Origin of the sequence: Sphingobium sp. V4, assembly GCF_029590555.1 — a bacterium.
Classification (GTDB): domain Bacteria; phylum Pseudomonadota; class Alphaproteobacteria; order Sphingomonadales; family Sphingomonadaceae; genus Sphingobium.
Window position 1 is genome coordinate 2,322,758 of sequence record NZ_CP081001.1, and the last position, 17,760, is coordinate 2,340,517.

16 protein-coding genes and 1 tRNA gene are annotated in these 17,760 nt (G+C 65.8%); 7 read left to right on the forward strand and 10 right to left on the reverse strand.

Features of this window, described 5'->3' with window-relative positions; translation table 11 throughout:
• Position 1 precedes the first annotated feature (1 nt).
• Positions 2–1,210, reverse strand: a complete 1,209-nt coding sequence (gene lptF, locus K3M67_RS11535) for an LPS export ABC transporter permease LptF (protein WP_066857375.1) — start codon at positions 1,208–1,210, stop codon at positions 2–4.
• Positions 1,211–1,339: 129 nt separating this feature from the next.
• Here lptF and K3M67_RS11540 point away from each other — a divergent pair, with 129 nt between their 5' ends.
• Positions 1,340–1,834: a DUF2141 domain-containing protein gene (locus K3M67_RS11540; protein WP_066857372.1), complete on the forward strand. Its 495-nt coding sequence runs from the start codon at positions 1,340–1,342 to the stop codon at positions 1,832–1,834.
• A gap of 9 nt (positions 1,835–1,843) precedes the next feature.
• Positions 1,844–2,812 carry a diacylglycerol/lipid kinase family protein gene (locus K3M67_RS11545; protein ID WP_285831531.1) on the forward strand — a complete coding sequence of 323 codons (969 nt, stop codon included), beginning with the start codon at positions 1,844–1,846 and terminating at the stop codon, positions 2,810–2,812.
• 192 nt (positions 2,813–3,004) lie between these two features.
• On the opposite strand, the gene grxD is transcribed toward K3M67_RS11545, so the two are convergent.
• The 6 genes from grxD to K3M67_RS11575 all read right to left on the reverse strand — a co-directional run bounded on the left by grxD (position 3,005) and on the right by K3M67_RS11575 (position 7,002).
• Complete coding sequence (gene grxD, locus K3M67_RS11550) at positions 3,005–3,337, reverse strand: Grx4 family monothiol glutaredoxin (RefSeq protein WP_066857367.1); 333 nt, start codon at positions 3,335–3,337, stop codon at positions 3,005–3,007.
• A gap of 60 nt (positions 3,338–3,397) precedes the next feature.
• Entirely contained in the window at positions 3,398–3,631 is a 234-nt protein-coding gene (locus K3M67_RS11555; protein WP_066857360.1) for a BolA/IbaG family iron-sulfur metabolism protein, read from the reverse strand.
• 29 nt (positions 3,632–3,660) lie between these two features.
• Entirely contained in the window at positions 3,661–3,984 is a 324-nt protein-coding gene (locus K3M67_RS11560) for a DUF1476 domain-containing protein (RefSeq protein ID WP_285831532.1), read from the reverse strand.
• A 58-nt stretch (positions 3,985–4,042) separates the two neighbouring features.
• Entirely contained in the window at positions 4,043–4,654 is a 612-nt protein-coding gene (gene leuD, locus K3M67_RS11565) for a 3-isopropylmalate dehydratase small subunit (protein ID WP_066857354.1), read from the reverse strand.
• 109 nt (positions 4,655–4,763) lie between these two features.
• Positions 4,764–6,215, reverse strand: coding sequence for a 3-isopropylmalate dehydratase large subunit (leuC, locus tag K3M67_RS11570; protein ID WP_066857351.1), 1,452 nt, complete (start codon positions 6,213–6,215; stop codon positions 4,764–4,766).
• 100 nt (positions 6,216–6,315) lie between these two features.
• Positions 6,316–7,002: a glutathione S-transferase family protein gene (locus K3M67_RS11575; protein ID WP_285831533.1), complete on the reverse strand. Its 687-nt coding sequence runs from the start codon at positions 7,000–7,002 to the stop codon at positions 6,316–6,318.
• A gap of 210 nt (positions 7,003–7,212) precedes the next feature.
• Here K3M67_RS11575 and K3M67_RS11580 point away from each other — a divergent pair, with 210 nt between their 5' ends.
• Positions 7,213–9,021 (forward strand): DUF885 domain-containing protein, encoded by a 1,809-nt coding sequence (locus K3M67_RS11580; protein WP_285831534.1) that lies wholly within the window; start codon positions 7,213–7,215, stop codon positions 9,019–9,021.
• Positions 9,022–9,304: 283 nt separating this feature from the next.
• Here the strand turns inward: K3M67_RS11580 and K3M67_RS11585 are convergent, their stop codons facing one another.
• Complete coding sequence (locus tag K3M67_RS11585) at positions 9,305–10,897, reverse strand: isocitrate lyase (RefSeq protein ID WP_285831535.1); 1,593 nt, start codon at positions 10,895–10,897, stop codon at positions 9,305–9,307.
• A gap of 141 nt (positions 10,898–11,038) precedes the next feature.
• On the opposite strand from K3M67_RS11585, the gene K3M67_RS11590 reads away from it, so the two are divergent.
• On the forward strand, positions 11,039–12,448 hold the full coding sequence (locus tag K3M67_RS11590) for a helix-turn-helix domain-containing protein (protein WP_066857341.1): 1,410 nt from the start codon (positions 11,039–11,041) through the stop codon (positions 12,446–12,448).
• Between the two features lie 396 nt (positions 12,449–12,844).
• A complete protein-coding gene (locus K3M67_RS11595; protein WP_285831536.1) occupies positions 12,845–14,743 on the forward strand; it encodes an acyltransferase family protein in 1,899 nt (632 codons plus the stop codon).
• Positions 14,744–14,746: 3 nt separating this feature from the next.
• On the opposite strand, the gene K3M67_RS11600 is transcribed toward K3M67_RS11595, so the two are convergent.
• On the reverse strand, positions 14,747–15,640 hold the full coding sequence (locus K3M67_RS11600) for an N-formylglutamate amidohydrolase (RefSeq protein WP_285831537.1): 894 nt from the start codon (positions 15,638–15,640) through the stop codon (positions 14,747–14,749).
• A 134-nt stretch (positions 15,641–15,774) separates the two neighbouring features.
• On the opposite strand from K3M67_RS11600, the gene cpdR reads away from it, so the two are divergent.
• A complete protein-coding gene (gene cpdR, locus K3M67_RS11605) occupies positions 15,775–16,152 on the forward strand; it encodes a cell cycle two-component system response regulator CpdR (RefSeq protein ID WP_066857337.1) in 378 nt (125 codons plus the stop codon).
• Between the two features lie 4 nt (positions 16,153–16,156).
• Here cpdR and K3M67_RS11610 read toward each other — a convergent pair whose 3' ends face one another.
• On the reverse strand, positions 16,157–17,488 hold the full coding sequence (locus K3M67_RS11610) for a dicarboxylate/amino acid:cation symporter (protein ID WP_066857334.1): 1,332 nt from the start codon (positions 17,486–17,488) through the stop codon (positions 16,157–16,159).
• Positions 17,489–17,617: 129 nt separating this feature from the next.
• Here K3M67_RS11610 and K3M67_RS11615 point away from each other — a divergent pair.
• Positions 17,618–17,692: transfer RNA gene (locus tag K3M67_RS11615), tRNA-Val, on the forward strand.
• Positions 17,693–17,760 lie beyond the last annotated feature (68 nt).

Consider the following 17,760-nt stretch of genomic DNA (forward strand, 5'->3'; position numbering starts at 1 on the left):
GTCAGGCGGCTCCTTCCGCCGGGGCGCGCCGCCGGCCGACACGCACCAGCCGGGCGATCTGCTTGCCCAGTTTGGCGAAGGCGACTTCCAGCGCCGCGATCGGCTGGCCACCGGGCCGATGGGCGATCACATGATACATCCACAGCACCAGCGCGGACGCGAGCAGGAACGGACCCCACAGCGCCAGGATCGGATCGACCTTGCCCAGCGCGCCGACGCTTTCGCCATATTGGTTGATCTTGTGATAGGTCACGATGAAGACGATCGACAGGAAGACCCCGAGCGCCGAGGTCGATCGCTTGGGCGGAATGGCGAAGGCGAGCGCCGCGAGCGGCAACAGCATCATGAACACAACCTCGACCATGCGGAAATGGAAATTGGCGCGCACTTCATTGCGCAGCTTGTCGGGCGTCGCCTGGTTCTTGCCGATGACCACCAGTTCGGGAATCGTCTTTTCCCGGTCGACGTCGCGCCCGCGAAATGCCTCGATCTGGGGCAGGTCGATCGGCAGGTCATGGCTGGAAAAGGACAGGATTCGCGGCGTCTTGTAGCGCGGCGCCTCGTTCACCAGCACGCCGTCGCGCAAGCGGAAGATGATGGTATCGGGATCGTCGGTCGCCAGGAACGTGCCCTGCGCCGCCGTGACCGCGACCGACTGGCCATCGCGACTGGTCGCGCGGACGAAGATGCCCTGGAGGTTGCGTCCTTCGTCCAGGCTGCGCTCGATCCGCAGCGTCATGCGCTTGCCGAGGCTGGTGAACTCACCCACCTTGATCGACGCGCCGAGCGCGCCCGAGCGAAGCTCGAAGCGCAGCGCTTCATAGGCGTGACGCGACAGCGGCTGGACGAAGCCGACAATGCCGAAATTGATGAGCGCCAGCGCGATCGCATACATATAGGGCACGCGCAGCAGCCGGCCGTAGGACAGGCCGACAGCACGCATCACGTCCAGTTCGGAGGACAGGGCCAGTTTGCGGAAGGCCAGCAATATGCCGAGCATCAGCCCGATCGGAATGCCGAGCGACAGATATTCGGGCAGCATGTTGGCGAGCATCCGCCACACGACGCTGACCGGCCCGCCTTCCGCCGCGACGAAATCGAACAGGCTCAGCATCTTGTCGAGCACCAGCAGCATCGCGGCGATCACGAGCGTGCCGAGCATGGGCACCGCGATCAGGCGGGCGAGATAACGGTCGGTGGCGGTCAGCATTCTCTAAGTCGTCGTCCCATCACCATGTTTTGGCCGCAAACCCATCTCATATGCGAGTCAGGTAAAAAGCGGGGCGAACAGGGGCTCGCCGTCCGGTCCATTCGGGTGGCTATAGCTTCCAGGAGTCTGATGGTCATGTTGAAAGTTGCAATGGGTATGATGTCGGCAGCAGCGATGGTCGCTGCGGTTCCGGCGCTCGCCCATGGGCAGGAAATCGCCAACAATCTCGAACGCTGCGGCACCGATGCCAAGGGGCCGGCGGTGCTGGTCGACGTGCGCGGCTTCGCCGCCGCCACCGGCAAGGTTCGCGTCCAGTCCTATCCCGGTACCAAGGCCGCATGGCTGACCAAGGGCGAATGGCTCAGCCGCATCGATGTGCCGGTGCGGCCCAGCAACGGCACGATGCGTTTCTGTATGCCGGTGCCTCAGCCGGGCAAATATGGCATCGCTGTGCGCCACGACCGCGACGGCAATGGCAAGACCGACATTTCGCGCGACGGCGGTGGCTTTTCGAACAATCCGTCGATCAGCGTCTTCAACCTGGGCAAGCCGGGCGTGGACAAGGCCGCCTTCTATGCCGGCACCGGCGTGACGAAGATCACGATCAACCTTCAATATATGTGATCCAAAGCCATGGTCTGCGTCGCGCTCCTGTCCAATCCGAAGTCCACGGGCAACCGGCAGACCCTCCCCCGCGTGCGCAGCTATTGCGCCAGCAACCCCGACATCTTCCATTATGAGGTGGAGCATGTCGACCAGATCGGCCGGGCGTTCCAGACGATCGCCCGCGTCGATCCGGCCGTCATCGTCATCAATGGCGGCGACGGGACGGTGCAGGCATCGCTGACCGAACTCTATCAGGGCGAGCATTTCAAGGGCCGGGTGCCGCCGATCGCGGTGCTGCCCAACGGCAAGACCAACCTGATCACGCTGGACCTTGGCATCCATGGCGACCCGATCAAGGCGCTGGAGCGGATCGTCGCGATCGCCAAGTCGGGCGTCGACGACCATGTCGTGGCCCGCGAATTGATCGCCCTGTCCGACGGCCGGGCGGAAACCCGGCCGGTGCTGGGCATGTTTCTGGGGGGCGCGGGCCTGGCCGACACCATGCTCTATTGCCGCAACCAGATTTATCCTCTGGGCCTTTCCAACGGCCTCAGCCATTTCATCACTGCGATCGCGGTGATCGTGTCGCTGCTGTTCGGCATCCGCGCGCGCTTCCTGCCGCCGTCGAGCAAGCCGGTCCGTATCTCGCTGATCCGCGACGGCGAGCTGGCCGGACGTTTTTCGGTGCTGATCGTCACGACGCTGGAGCGGCTGCTGCTGGGCGTGCAGCCGGGCGGCAGCCGACGGGGCAACATGAAGCTGATGGCGGTCGACCAGAGCCTGCCAGCCTTGCTCCGCCTGGTCTGGGCCAGCCTGTTCAAGCGCGTGGGCAAGGCGCAGATGCAGGGCATCCACCTGGAACAGGGCGACATCATCCGCATCGAGGGCGACCATAGCAGCGTCATCCTGGACGGCGAGCTGTTCGAGGCTTCGGAAGGCAAGCCGATCGTCCTGCGATCGACGCAGCCGGTGCCCTTCCTGCGACTGGCAGCCTGAACCGGCTGGCGAGCGCGGCGTCACAAGAGGGCGGTACCAGACTATCCCTGCCGCAAAATTCAGCGCCGGGCTGTTATGGGGAACAGCGGAACACGCCCGGCATCGCGCTGGCGAGGGGGCGGCCGCACCCTGCGCATGAAAAAGGCGGCCCGCCATAGCGGACCGCCATCCTGTTCCCGGCAGCCGGCCCGCTCAGTTGGCGGCGGCGACGCCCTGGTCGGTCATGAGCTGCTGCAACTCGCCCGCCTCGTACATTTCCATCATGATGTCGCTGCCGCCGACAAATTCACCCTTCACATAGAGCTGGGGGATGGTCGGCCAGTCGGAAAAGGCCTTGATCCCCTGACGGATCGCCTGGTCCTGCAACACGTCGACCGTGTCATAGGATACGCCGAGATGCTCAAGGATCGCGATGGCGCGGCTCGAAAAGCCGCATTGGGGGAAAAGCGGCGTGCCTTTCATGAACAGCACCACATCATTGCCGTTCACGATCTCCGCGATCCGCTGTTGCACGGCGTCGGTCATGTCCTTGGGTCCAATCTTTCTGGCGTCACCGTCGCGGGCGCGCGAATGTCTTACGGGGTTCTAGTTGGGAACGGCGGTGGTGAGTTGCAAGGCGTGAAGCACGCCCCCCATCCGCCCGCCGAGCGCGGCATAGACGGCGCGCTGTTGCGCGACGCGGTTCATGCCGCGGAAACTTTCCGCAACGACGCGCGCGGCATAATGGTCGCCGTCCCCGGCCAGGTCGGTGATTTCGACCTCAGCATCGGGAATGGCGGCACGGATCATGTCCGCAATCTCGTCGGCGGCCATTGGCATGGATGCGCTTCCTTACCTATTCGATTAGGTTATTGGGCTTCGATGAACATGCGTCGGGCGATCACCGCCTGCTCGTCCAGCGCCGCGCGCACGCCGGCTTCGTCGATGTCGATCCCGGCCGATGTCATGTCACCCACCAGCTTGCGAATGACGTCCTCGTCGCCCGCTTCCTCGAAATCCGCCTGCACGACCGCCTTGGCATAGGCATCGGTTTCTTCCGGGGTCAGCCCCATCTTCCCCGCGGCCCATTCGCCCAGCAGCCGGTTGCGGCGGGCCTGGATGCGAAACTGCATTTCCTGATCATGGGCGAACATATTTTCGAACGCCTTTTCGCGATCATCGAAAGTGGTCATGCGTCAGTGCCCCGTTACGTGCCTTGGTTACTTCCAATTGATAGGGAGTCGTGCCGGATTACGCAACGGTGGCGGGGACGATCCAGGGGCGTTCCTGTGCCACTTTCGCTTCATAGCTGTCGATCACATCGGCATCGTCCAGGGTCAGGCCGATTTCGTCCAGACCGCCGAGCAGGCAATGTTTGCGGAAAGGATCGATCTCGAACGTGAAGCGGTCCTGGAACCGGGTGGTGACCGTCTGAGCCTCCAGATCGACATGGATCGGGTCCGGAGTCCCGTTGATGCCGCGGGCCACCTCCATCAGACGATCGATCGCCTCCTGCGGCAGCACCACGGTCAATATGCCGTTCTTGAAGGCGTTGCCCGAGAAGATGTCGGAGAAGCTGGGAGCGATCACGACCTTGATCCCCAGGTCGCCGAGCGCCCAGGCGGCATGTTCGCGGCTGGAACCGCAGCCGAAATTGTCGCCCGCGATCAGGATCGGGCTGCCCGCATAGTCCGGATCATCGAAGACATTGCCGGGCTCCTTGCGCAGCACTTCGAACGCGCCCTTGCCAAGGCCATTGCGGGAAATCGTCTTGAGCCAGTGCGCCGGGATGACGATGTCGGTATCGACATTCTTCATCCCGAACGGATAGGCCCGGCCGTCGACGGTCGTCAGTTTTTCCATCAATGAACCTTCTTCGTCTCGGCCGCCGGGGTGTCCTCGGCGCGGCCCAGGGTCGCCGCCATCGCCGCGCTGGCCAGAGCGCCCAGCGTCAGCAGCCAGAATATCTTTTTCACAGCGCCATCCCCTCTTTGTTATTCAGCAATTCGCGCACATCGGTCAGCCGGCCGGTGATGGCCGCCGCCGCCGCCATGGCGGGCGACACGAGATGGGTGCGCGATCCCGGACCCTGACGGCCCATGAAATTACGGTTGCTGGTCGATGCGCAGCGCTCGCCGGCAGGCACCTTGTCGGGGTTCATTCCGAGGCAGGCCGAGCAGCCCGGCTCGCGCCATTCGAACCCGGCGTCGAGGAAGATTCGGTCCAGCCCTTCCTCCTCCGCCTGGCGCTTGACCAGGCCGGAACCGGGCACGACCATGGCGTGCTTGATGCCCGGCGCGATATGGCGCCCTTTCAGCAGCGCGGCGGCGGCGCGCAAATCCTCGATCCGGCTGTTGGTGCAGCTGCCGATGAAGATATGCTCGATCGCGACATCCTGCATCCGCTGGCCGGCGGTCAGGCCCATATAGTCGAGCGACTTCTGAGCGGCGGCCTGCTTGGACGGATCAGCGAAGCTCTGCGGATCGGGAACCAAGCCAGTCACGGGGACGACATCTTCCGGGCTGGTGCCCCAGGTGACGGTGGGCACGATGTCGGCGGCGTCGATGACGACCGTCTTGTCGAAGACGGCGCCTTCATCGGTGGCCAGCGTCTTCCACCAGGCGACGGCCGCGTCGAAGTCCGGGCCCCTGGGGGCCATGGGACGGCCCTTGAGGTAAGCCACGGTCTTTTCATCGGGCGCAAACAGGCCCGATCGCGCACCTGCCTCGATCGACATGTTGGCGACGGTCAGGCGGCCCTCGATCGACATGTCGCGGAATACCGAGCCGCGATATTCCATGACATAACCGGTGCCGCCCGCCGTGCCGATCGTCCCGCAGATGGCCAGCGCCACATCCTTGGGCGTCACGCCGGGGGCCAGTTCGCCGTCGACCACGACGGCCATGGTCTTCGACTGTTTCAGCAGCAAGGTCTGGGTGGCCAGCACATGCTCGACCTCGCTGGTGCCGATGCCGAAGGCCAGCGCGCCCAGCGCGCCGTGCGAGCTGGTATGACTGTCGCCGCAGACCAGGGTCGTGCCCGGCAGGGTAAAGCCCTGTTCGGGGCCGACGACATGAACGATGCCCTGCTCCGCATCGGCGTCGCCGATCAGGCGGACGCCGAATTCGGGCGCGTTCCGCTCCAGCGCGGCAAGCTGCTGCGCGCTTTCGGGATCGGCGATCGGAATGCGATTGCCGGCCGCGTCGCGGCGCGGGGTTGTGGGCAGATTATGGTCCGGCACCGCCAGGGTGAGATCGGGCCGGCGCACCGTCCGGCCGGCAAGGCGAAGCCCCTCGAACGCCTGCGGCGACGTCACCTCATGAACGAGGTGGCGGTCGATATAGATGAGACAGGTGCCGTCGGGACGACGCTCGACAACGTGCGCGTCCCAGATCTTCTCGTAGAGAGTGCGTGGTTTAACCATAGTCCCTTCCCCCTAGACCCGTCCGGCGAATCGGGAAAGGGGGTGGACGACCGAAATCGGCTGTTTTTCCTTTCAGCCGGGCAAGAATGTTACAGTGCGGTCACACCGCCCGAAAGTCCTCCACTATCCGACCGGCCGCTCCGATCTCCGCCTCATGGCTTTCCTCGCGCCAGGTTTCGGCCAGCGCGTGCCCCTCCCATTGCTGCATGGCGGGATGGGCGAGCATATGGTCGACCCAGGCCTGCGCTGTCCGACCGACATCCAGACCATAGGTGCGAACGCGAAAGGCCACGGGTGCGTAGAAAGCGTCGAGCGCCGTGAAGACGCTACCGGCGAGATAGGGGCCGCCGAACCGGTCCAGGCCCTGCTCCCACAATTCGCGCAGGCGCGCGATATCCTTGTTGAGCGCGGGCGAGTGCATGTGCGGTTCGACCCGGACGCCGACATTCATGGTGCAATCGCTGCGCAAGGTCGAAAAGCCGCTGTGCATTTCGGCGACCGCGCATTGGGCGAAGGCGCGCGCAGCCTCGTCCGCCGGCCAGACGCCCGGATGGCGATCACCGAGATAGAGAGTGATGCCGAGCGAATCCCAGACCGTGCGGTCCCCGTCGACCAGCACCGGCACCTGACCGGTGGGCGAAAAGCTGCGGAAGGCGGCATAGTTGGTGGCCGAGGCGAACGGCTCGATCCGGTCTTCGAAAGGAATGGCCAGCGCCTTCATCAGCACCCACGGACGCAGCGACCAGCTGCTATAGTTACGGTTTGCGGTGATGAGCGTGTAGGTCATGCGGTTCCTCCCTCGGAAAGCTGCACGCGCGCCATATCGCATCGGGCACCCAGGCAATAGCCGCGATGATCCATGATGCTGACAAGCCGGGCTTATGGATGGCTGCGACCCCTTGTCGCGACGGGCCTAGCCAAGCTGTTGAACGCACGTCAAAAGAGCAGATCGCGGGCGGCGCCCCCTGCCGCCCTTCCCCATCCATGGAGTCCTCCCGTGAACCGACGCCAGTTCCTCGCCACCAGCGGCGCGACCGCCATCGTCGCCGCCTGCCCCGCCGTGCTCGCCCAGACCGGCACGCCCGATGCGCGATTCCGGGCGATGCTCGATGGCTTCTTCTACGAACGGCTGGAGGATTCGCCCGAAAGCGCGACGCGGCTCGGCCTCGACACCGGCCCGCGCGCCGCGCTGCGCGGGAAACTGACCGATACCAGTGCTGCCGGGGTAGCCCGCGACCTGGCCCGGACCAAGGCGCAGGCCAAGCAGTTGTCCGGCATGGACCGGGCTGCACTGAGCGCGGCGAGCCAGCTCGACTATGATGTCGTCGCCTATCAGCTGGACCGTGCGGTCGGCGGCGAGCGCTTCGGCTATGGCGAGACGGCGGGACGGTTCGCTCCCTACATCCTCTCCCAGCTGACGGGCAGCTACCGTGAAGTGCCCGACTTCCTCGATTCGCAGCATCGGGTGAAGGATGCGGCGGACGCCGACGCCTATCTGTCGCGCCTCGAAGCCTTCCCCGCCGCAATGGACGGCGAACTGGACCGGCAGCGGGCGGATGCCGCCAAGGGCGTGTTCGCGCCGGACTATATTCTCGACACGACGATGAAGATGCAAGCGGCACTGCGCGATCAGCCCGCCGCGCAGACGGTACTGGTCGCCAGTTTCGCGAAGAAGCTGGCGGCCGCCGGCCTGCCGCCCGAACGCACCGCCCAGGCGGAAAAGATCGTGGCGGAGCGGATCTTTCCCGCCGTCGACCGCCAGCGTGAACTGGTGCGGCAATTGCGCGCCAAGGCCAGCCATGACGCGGGCTGCTGGCGCCTGCCCGATGGCGAAGCCTTTTACGCCGCCGCCGCCGAGGCGGCGACCACGACCAAGCTGACCGGCGACGAAATCCATCGGATGGGCCTGGACCAGGTCGCCGACATCTCCGGCCGGATCGACGCGATCCTGAAGGGCGAAGGGATGAGCCAGGGCAGCGTCGGCGACCGGCTGGTGGCGCTCAACCAGCGGCCCGACCAGCTTTTCCCCAACACCGATCCGGGCCGCGAGGCGCTGCTGGCGCAATTGAACAGCCAGATCATCGCCATGCAGAAGCGGCTGGGCGAGGCATTCCACACCGTGCCCAAGGCGCCGGTCGAGGTGCGCCGCGTGCCGGTGACGATCCAGGCGGGGGCGCCGGGCGGCTATTATCAGAATGCCTCGCTCGACGGTTCGCGGCCCGCCATCTATTTCATCAATCTGCGCGACACGTTCGACCGGCCCAAATTCGGCCTGGCGACATTGACCCATCATGAGGCCGTGCCGGGGCATCATTTGCAGGTGTCGGTGGCGCTGGAATCCGATTCCATCCCGATGATCCGGCGGCGCGGCTTCTACAGCGGCTATTCCGAAGGCTGGGCGCTCTATTCCGAGCAACTCGCCGACGAAATGGGAATGTTCGAGGGCGATCCGCTGGGCCGGGTCGGCTATCTCCAGTCGCTGCTGTTCCGCGCTACCCGCCTGGTGGTGGACAGCGGGATGCACGCCAAGCGCTGGAGCCGCGAGAAAGCGACCGACTATCTGATCGCCACCACCGGCATCGCGCGCGGACGCAGCCAGGGCGAGATCGACCGTTACACGGTCTGGCCGGGCCAGGCGTGCAGCTACAAGATCGGCCACACCGTCTGGAACGACCTGCGCGAGGAAGTGAAGAAGAAGCAGGGGGCGGCCTTCGACCTCAAGCAATTCCATGAAGTGCTGACGCTGGGCGCGATGCCGCTCGACATCCTCAAGCAGACCGTGCGGCAGCGGACAGGAGTCGCGTAACCACCTGCCCGGATGGAAGCGCCCGGAAAAAAGACGGCCCGGTGGTGCGCCACCGGGCCGTCCAGGTCCTTCCACCCAAATCGCGAGGGAGTGTCGACGTCCCCGCGAACTGGCTGTCTTCACGGCCCCGGCCGCGAAACTGCATGTCTTTCACTTCCGGTGCGAAAGCGAAACCCATCTCCCCTGTCGCGCATCAGGACATCGCCGGGGAGATGGGGCGCTTTGCGGACTGCACGCCGCGAAGCTGGATACGCCTTGAACGGGTTGAGATTTTGCGGTCTGGTCAGGCCGCGAACTGGTTCATCGTATTGTGCGCGCCACCGGCCTTGAGCGCAGCTTCGCCGGCGAAATATTCCTTATGGTCGTCGCCGATGTCGGAGCCGGCCATGTTCTGGTGCTTGACGCAGGCAATGCCCTGGCGGATTTCCTCCCGCTGGACCTGCTTGACATAGCCCAGCATCCCTTCCTCGCCGAAGTAGCGCCTGGCGAGATTGTCGGTGCTGAGCGCGGCCGTATGATAGGTCGGCAGGGTGATGAGGTGATGGAAGATGCCGGCATCGCGCGCCGAGTCCTTCTGGAAGGTGCGGATGCGCTCGTCCGCCTCCATGCCGAGGTCGGTGCCGTCATAGTCCACGCTCATCAGCTTCGAGCGGTCATAGGCGGAAAGGTCGCGGCCCTCCTTCTCCCAGGCGTCGAACACCTGTTGCCGGAAGTTCAGCGTCCAGTTGAAGCTGGGTGAGTTGTTGTAGACCAGCTTGGCGTTGGGGATCACCTCGCGGATGCGGCTGACCATTCCGCCGATCTGGCCGATATGCGGCTTTTCCGTCTCGATCCACAACAGATCGGCGCCATTCTGGAGCGCGGTGATACAGTCGAGGACGCAGCGATCCTCGCCGGTACCGGCGCGGAACTGGTAGAGGTTCGACGGCAGGCGCTTCGGCTTCATCAGCTGCCCGTCGCGGCTGATGAGGACATCGCCATGGCCGATCGCCGCCGGATCGACGGACTCGCAGTCGAGGAAGCCGTTATAGAGGTCGCCGATGTCGCCCGCCGCGCGGGTGAAGGCGATCTGCTTGGTCAGGCCCGCGCCCAGCGAGTCGGTGCGCGCGACGATCACGCCGTCGTCGACGCCAAGCTCCAGGAAGGCATAGCGGACCGCGCGGATCTTCGCGAGGAAGTCCTCATGCGGCACCGTGACCTTGCCGTCCTGGTGGCCGCACTGTTTTTCGTCCGAAACCTGATTTTCGATCTGAATGCAGCAGGCGCCGGCCTCGATGAACTTGCGGGCGAGCAGATAGGTCGCCTCGGCATTGCCGAAACCGGCGTCGATGTCGGCGACGATCGGGACCACATGGGTTTCGAAACCGTCAATCTGCTGTTGCAGCTTCGCCGCCCTGACCTCGTCCCCTTCCCCGCGGGCCTTGTCGAGATCGCGGAACAAGCCACCAAGTTCGCGGGCGTCGGCCTGGCGCAGGAAGGTGTAAAGCTCCTCGATCAGCGCCGGGACGCTGGTCTTTTCATGCATCGACTGGTCGGGCAGCGGGCCGAATTCGCTGCGCAGCGCCGCGACCATCCAGCCGGACAGGTAGAGGTAACGGCCCTTGGTGGTGCCGAAATGCTTCTTGATGGAGATCATCTTCTGCTGGCCGATGAAGCCGTGCCAGCAGCCCAGCGACTGGGTGTAATTGGCGGGATCGGCATCATAGGCGGCCATGTCGGCGCGCATGATCTTCGCGGTGTAGCGCGCGATGTCGAGGCCGGTGTGAAAACGGTTCTGGACCCGCATCCGCGCGACGGATTCCGGGGCGATACCGTCCCAATGGGCCTGGCCGCCGATCAGCGCGTCGGCCTTCGCGATTTCACTTTGATAGGTCATGTGTCCATCCTTGGGTGAGCGGGAATGGACAGCGAAGTAGACAGGTAAACCGCCTTTGCGCACCCCCGCCAAAGTCCAGTTGTCGATCTTTACAAAAGTCTGCTGTAAAGTTGTAAAGGTTGCACAAAGGGGTATGAGTCGTTGGCCAAGGATCGCCCGGTTTACATGGGACCGCGCCTGCGCAGGCTGCGGCGCGAGCTGGGGCTGACCCAGGCGGACATGGCCGCAGACCTGGAGATTTCCGCCTCCTATGTCGCGCTGCTGGAACGAAACCAGCGGCCGCTGACCGCCGACATGCTGCTGCGGCTGGCGCGCACCTACAAGCTGGACATGGCCGAAGTGGCGGGCGACGGCGGCGCGGAACAGACCGCGCGGCTGCACGCGGTGCTGAAAGACCCGATGTTCGCCGACATCGACCTGCCGGCGCTCGCGACGGGGGACGTAGCGGTCAATTATCCCGGCATCACCGAAGCGCTGCTGAGGCTCTATACCAGCTATCGCGAGGAGCATCTGGCCCTGGCCGATCGCGGGGCGGATCGCGGCGCGGGGCCGGATCGCCAGGAGGATGTCGCCGATCCGGTAGCGGAATCCCGCCGCTTCCTCGCCGCGCGACGCAACAGCTTCCCGTTGCTGGACGATATGGCGGAGAAGCTGGCGGCCGAGGCGGAGGCTGAGGGCGGACTGGCCGGCTGGCTCAAGGCGCGGCACAATCTGCGCGTGCGGCGGCTGCCGTCCGATGTGATGGCGGGGTCGATGCGGCGGTTCGACCGGCATCGCGACGCGGTGTTGCTGGACGATGCGCTGGACGGCGCGAGTTCGCAATTCCAGCTCGCGCTCCAGATCGCCTATCTGGAAATGCGCAAAGCCTTCGACACACTGCTCAAGGACGGCCAGTTCAGTGGGACGAGCAGCCAGCGCCTCGCCCGGCGCGCGCTGGCCAGTTACGGCGCGGCGGCGATCCTGATGCCCTATACCGCCTTTGCGAGGGCGGTTGAGGCCAAGCGCTATGATGTGGAGGCGCTGGCCCGGCAATTCGGCGCCAGTTTCGAGCAGACCGCGCACCGGCTGACCACGCTCCAGAAGCCGGGGCAGGAGCGCATCCCCTTCTTCTTCCTGCGGGTCGACCCGGCGGGCAATGTGTCCAAGCGGCTTGATGGCGCAGGCTTTCCCTTTGCGCGCCATGGCGGCTCCTGCCCGCTCTGGTCGGTGCATCGCGTGTTCGAAACCCCTCGCGAGGTGGTGACGCAGTGGCTGGAACTGCCCGACGGCCAGCGCTTCTTCTCGATCGCGCGCACCGTGACGGCGGGCGGGGGCGGCTGGGGCGCACCGAGGGTGGAGCGCGCAATCGCGCTGTGCTGCGCGGCGGAGTACGCCCATCGGCTGATCTATACCCAGGACGCGGCGCCGGTGGACCCGACCCCGATCGGCGTGACCTGCCACCTGTGCCACCGCGCCCAGTGCATGGCACGGTCCGCCCCGCCGATCGGCCGCGAGATGTTGCCCGACGACTATCGCCGCACGCGCGCGCCCTTTGGCTTCGGCGACGGGTGATGGACGGAGAAGAAAATGGGGGAGAGCGCGATGTCCGCGCTCAATCCCCCAACCATGCCTCGCCCTGCCGGTTTTGCCGGCAGCATCCTCTCCAAGAAACTATTATCAGGCTCGGCAACAGCACAATCTGTCTAGCGCAGTGATGCGACAAAAAAAAGGCCGGTCCGAAGACCAGCCTGAAAGTTTTTAGGAGAGGATGCCTGAAAGGCACACCCCCTTTGCCAACCGGCCGGCGGGTTCGCAAATGCGAAGGAAAAAACAGTAGTTGCATGAAATGCAATCGCCAGCGCAACGACCCAGGGTGACGCTACGGCAAGCTGGGCCCGTTACGGGCACGCGAATCGCGCGGCATCGCGGGGGCGATTCGGGTAAAGAGATTGTCAGGGCTTTGCCCCTATGCCCCGCCCGATGCACGGGCCGACATCGACACAGCCAGCCCTGGACGCCGCGATTCGCCATCGCCGCGACATTGACGGACTGCGCGCGCTCGCCATCCTGCCGGTGCTGCTGTTCCATGCCCATGTGCCCGGCTTTTCGGGCGGCTATGTCGGCGTCGACATCTTCTTCGTCATTTCCGGCTATCTGATCACCGGCATCATCGCGCGTGAGGTGGATGAGGGGCGCTTCTCGCTCGCCCGCTTCTACGAGCGCCGCTTTCGCCGCATCCTGCCGGCCTTGACGCTGATGATGCTGGCGGTGCTGGGCGCTGCGGCCTGGCTCTATCTGCCGGGCGACCTGGAGGGCGTCCCGAAGTCCGCGCTGGCCGCCACCGCCTTCGCCTCCAACCTCTGGTTCTTCGCCGACACCGGTTATTTCGCCGGGGGCGCGGATACGAAGCCGCTGCTCCACACATGGTCGCTGGCGGTCGAGGAGCAATTCTATATCGGCTTTCCGATCCTGCTGATGCTGCTGGCGCACCTTGCACCGCACCGGCGGACGGCCCTGGTGGCGACGATCGCGGCCGGGTCGCTGGCGCTGTGCATCGCGATGCAGCGCGACGCGACCGGCTTCGCCTTCTACCTGCCGCCGACGCGCGCCTGGGAATTGCTGGCGGGCGCACTGCTGGCGCTGGGTAAGGTCGCCGAGGCTCGGGCGCGCTGGCTGCGTGAGGCGATCAGCTGGACGGGCGTTACCGCCATCGCGATCGCGGTCGCGACCTATGATCGCGGCACCCTCTTCCCCGGCATGGCGGCGCTGCTGCCGGTGGCGGGGACCGCCGCCCTGCTTCATGGCGCCCCGGGGACCAGCGTCGGACGGCTGCTCGCCCTGCCGCCGTTGGTCGGCATCGGCCTCCTGTCCTATTCCCTCTACCTCTGGCACTGGCCGCTGATCGTCTTCACCGAATATGCGACGGACCTGCCGCTGGAAGGTTGGACGCGGGTGGCCGTTGTCGCCGCCGCCTTCCTTGCCGCCTTCCTGTCCTGGCGTTTCGTCGAGCGGCCCTTCCGCGACCCGCGGCGGGTGTCGGCGCGGGCGATCTTCACCCTGACGGCGGCGGCGACGGTTCTGCTGTGCGCGCTGTCGCTGGCGCTGATCGCCGCCGGTCCCTGGCCGTCTCGCTTCGCCCCGGCCGTGCTGGCGCAGATCGCCGGACGCCAGGACATCAGCCCGGCGCGCGAGCGGTGCCACGACAATTTCGTGCGGGGCGCGGCGCCCTGTATCCTGGGCGCCGACGCGCCGCCCGACGCCCTGCTGTGGGGCGACAGCCATGGCGTGGAACTGGCCTATGCGCTGGCGGAACGCGCGCGGCGGGAGGGACGGTCGCTGATCCAGCGCACGGCGTCCAGCTGCCCGCCGGTGCTGGACCATGAAGCGACGGATGCGCGCTGCGCCGCCGCCAATCGCGCCGCCTTCGCCGCAATCCGCGCCGATCCCCGGATCCGCCGCGTCTATCTGGCCGCCTTCTGGGGCAATGGCGATTTCGACAATCCCGCCTTCGTCGCCCGGCTCGACCGCACGATCGCGGCGCTGCGGGCCGAGGGGCGGGACGTGACCATCATCGGGCCGGTACCGCCCCAACCCTTCGACGTGCCGCGCCGGCTCGCCCATCTGGCCCGCACGGGCGCAACGCAAGGCGCGACCGGGGTCGCGCGCGCGACCGTCGAAGCGCATACGCGCCGCCTGCGCACGCTGTTCGTCGCATGGCAGGCGCGCGGCGTGGCCTATATCGATCCGATCGCAGCGCTTTGCAGCCGGTCCCGTTGCGCGATCGAACGGGACCGCAGGCCGCTCTATTTCGACACCCATCATCTGAGCGTCGCGGGCGCCCGGCTGGTGATCCGTGCGCGGCCTTAACGCCTATTCGGCGGCGAGCGCGCAATCCTCGCGCGGCAGCTCCAGCGCCAGCGCCTCGACAATATCGGTCATCAGCCCGCGCATGCGCTCGACGCCCGGCCCCGGCCGGTCGAGCGTTGCGTCCAGATAGAGGCTGCGATCGATCTCGATCTGGATCGCATGGAGCCCGCTTCCCGGACGGCCATGCCGGTCCAGCAGATAGTCGCCGGCATAGGGATGATTCTGCGCCGTCGCCACGTCATGCGCCTGCCCGATGTCGGCGACGAGGGCCATCAGCCGGCTCGACGCGCTGCGGCCGAAACGATCGCCCAGGACCAGGCCGGGCGCGCGCCACCCCGGCGCGGTCGGCGGCAGCGGCGGCATGGAATGGATGTCGAGAAGGATGGCGTGCCCATGTGCACCGCGCGCGGCCTGCATCAACCGGGCCAGCTCCCCATGATAGGGACGGTGGACCTGGTCGATGCGCCGCTGCACCTCCGCCCAGGCGAGCGGTCCGCGCCACAGATCGTTCGCGCCCGGCAGGCGGCGCGGCACCAGGCCGAGGCCGCCGCGCAGCTTGGCGCTGCTGTGGAGGGTGACGCCGCGCGGCAGGTCGCGCAGCATCGCCGGGTCGACCTCCCGCTCATGCCGGTTGAGATCGATCATCGCCCGCGGCGCGCGCGCGACCAGCGTGGTGAAGCCGCGCCCGATCAGGGGCTGGATCAGCAGATCGACCCAGCGATCCTCCAGCCGCCGCAGCACTTCCGGCCCCACCCGCGCCTGCGCCAGCAGTTCCGCCGGATAGTCCCGCCCGGCATGGGGCACCGACAAAATGACCGGGCGATCGGGGATCGTCGGCCCGTGCAGGCGGAAGGGAGCGTTCGATGAAGCGGAAAATCGCAGCGCGCCGTCGTCCAATGCGGTTCCTTTCGCCGGCGCGCCAAATTTGGTTACCCGGGTGGATAATATTTACACCTTGTCGCATATAAGCGGGCTTCGCGCCAGCCAAAGGGGTGGGATGCGCGCGTGAGGTTACAGGACGAAACCGGGCGATGATTCGCATATTGTTGGCAGAAGATGACGAAAGTATGCGGACCTATCTGGCCCGCGCGCTGGAAAAGTCCGGTTATGACGTGGTGCCGGTCGCGACCGGGCTGGAAGCGCTGCCTTATATCAATTCGGACCGGTTCGACCTGCTGCTGACCGACATCGTCATGCCGGAAATGGACGGCATCGAACTGGCCCAGCACGCTGCGTCCGTCGCGCCGGACATGCGGATCATGTTCATCACCGGCTTTGCCGCCGTGACGCTGAAGGCCGGCAAGGCGGTGCCGCAGGCCAAGGTTCTGTCCAAGCCCTTCCACCTGCGCGACCTGGTGCTGGAGGTCGAACGGATGTTCGGCAGCGAGAGCGTGTCAGGCCGGAACTGAAGGCTCAGTCCGGCACCACTTCCTCCATGTCCGGGGTCGGATCGAGCGGGATGCCCGCCATCGCGGCCTTGAACCGCTCCCGGTCCAGCCCCTTTTCCCAGGCCGACACGACCACCGTCGCCACGGCATTGCCGATGAAGTTGGTGAGCGCCCGGACCTCGCTCATGAAACGATCGACGCCCAGGATCAGGGTCATCCCCGCGACCGGCACCGACGGCACGATCGAAAGCGTCGCCGCCAGCGTGATGAAGCCCGCGCCGGTGACGCCCGCTGCGCCCTTGGACGAGATCATCGCCACCAGCAGCAGCAATATCTGCTCCTCCAGGCTGATATGGACATTGCAGGCCTGTGCGATGAACAAGGCCGCCAGCGTCATGTATATATTGGTGCCGTCGAGGTTGAAACTGTAGCCGGTCGGCACGACCAGCCCCACCACCGACTTGCGGCAGCCGGCCCGCTCCATCTTCTCGATCAGGCTGGGCAGCGCCGCTTCGGACGAGGAGGTGCCCAGCACCAGCAGCAGTTCCGCCTTGAGATAGCGGATGAGGTGGAGGATGTTGAAGCCCACCAGCCGGCAGACCGCGCCCAGCACGACCAGCACGAACAGCAGGGCCGTCAGGTAGAAGGTCGCCACCAGCCCGGCCAGGTTGGCGAGCGTGCCGACACCATATTCGGCGATGGTGAAGGCCATCGCCCCGAAGGCGCCGATCGGCGCGGCCTTCATGAGCAGGGCGACCAGCTTGAACACGGCATGGCTGGCGGATTCCAGCACCGTCATGAGCGGCTCCGCCTTTTCTCCGATCATGGTGAGCGCGATGCCGAACAGGATCGCCACGAACAGCACCTGGAGGATGTTGCCGTCCGCCACCGCAGACACCATGGTCGAGGGGATGATGCTCATCAGGAAGCCGGTGAGCGTGCGTTCATGCGCCTGATGGGCATAGTCGGCGACCTTGCCGGCATCGAGCGTCGCCGGATCGATATTCAGCCCCGCGCCTGGCTGTACGATGTTGGCGACGATCAGGCCGACGATGAGGGCGAGGGTGGAGAAGGTCAGGAAATAGCCGAACGCCTTGGCCGCCACCCGGCCGATCGCGCCCAGCTCCTTCATCCCCGCGATGCCGGTGACGATGGTCAGGAAGATGACCGGGGCGATTATCATCTTCACCAGCTTGATGAAGGCTTCGCCCAGCGGCTTCATCTGCTTGCCCGCGTCGGGCCAGAAATGCCCCATCAGCACGCCCAGCGCGATCGCTACGAGAACCTGGACGTAAAGCTGGCGGTAGAAGGGCAGGCGCGGGGTCGTCTGAATCGGCGAGGATGGCGATGGCAGCATGGATATTGGCGTCCCCCTGTTTGCGCCGCAGCATATGGGCCACCCCTGCCCTGTCCAGAAGAATATCGACCCGATGCAATTTCCCGCTTGCGCGAGTCACATAGCCCCGTTATTGGCCCCCTCCACGGCGGGCGTGTAGCTCAGTGGTAGAGCACTGTGTTGACATCGCAGGGGTCGCAAGTTCAATCCTTGCCACGCCCACCATGACAAAGCCCGTCGCTTCCTTTCGAAGCGGCGGGCTTTCTCTTTTGCGGCGCGGCGGGACGCGCGCT

Coding starts and splice junctions, on each gene's coding strand:
- K3M67_RS11575 (WP_285831533.1), bottom strand. CDS start 7,002: ATGACCTACACGCTCATCACCGCAAACCGTAACTATAGCAGCTGGTCG.
- grxD (WP_066857367.1), bottom strand. CDS start 3,337: ATGACCGACGCCGTGCAACAGCGGATCGCGGAGATCGTGAACGGCAAT.
- K3M67_RS11610 (WP_066857334.1), bottom strand. CDS start 17,488: ATGCTGCCATCGCCATCCTCGCCGATTCAGACGACCCCGCGCCTGCCC.
- K3M67_RS11555 (WP_066857360.1), bottom strand. CDS start 3,631: ATGCCAATGGCCGCCGACGAGATTGCGGACATGATCCGTGCCGCCATT.
- leuD (WP_066857354.1), bottom strand. CDS start 4,654: ATGGAAAAACTGACGACCGTCGACGGCCGGGCCTATCCGTTCGGGATG.
- lptF (WP_066857375.1), bottom strand. CDS start 1,210: ATGCTGACCGCCACCGACCGTTATCTCGCCCGCCTGATCGCGGTGCCC.
- K3M67_RS11560 (WP_285831532.1), bottom strand. CDS start 3,984: ATGACCACTTTCGATGATCGCGAAAAGGCGTTCGAAAATATGTTCGCC.
- K3M67_RS11595 (WP_285831536.1), top strand. CDS start 12,845: ATGCCCCGCCCGATGCACGGGCCGACATCGACACAGCCAGCCCTGGAC.
- K3M67_RS11540 (WP_066857372.1), top strand. CDS start 1,340: ATGGTCATGTTGAAAGTTGCAATGGGTATGATGTCGGCAGCAGCGATG.
- K3M67_RS11585 (WP_285831535.1), bottom strand. CDS start 10,897: ATGACCTATCAAAGTGAAATCGCGAAGGCCGACGCGCTGATCGGCGGC.
- leuC (WP_066857351.1), bottom strand. CDS start 6,215: ATGGTTAAACCACGCACTCTCTACGAGAAGATCTGGGACGCGCACGTT.
- cpdR (WP_066857337.1), top strand. CDS start 15,775: ATGATTCGCATATTGTTGGCAGAAGATGACGAAAGTATGCGGACCTAT.
- K3M67_RS11545 (WP_285831531.1), top strand. CDS start 1,844: ATGGTCTGCGTCGCGCTCCTGTCCAATCCGAAGTCCACGGGCAACCGG.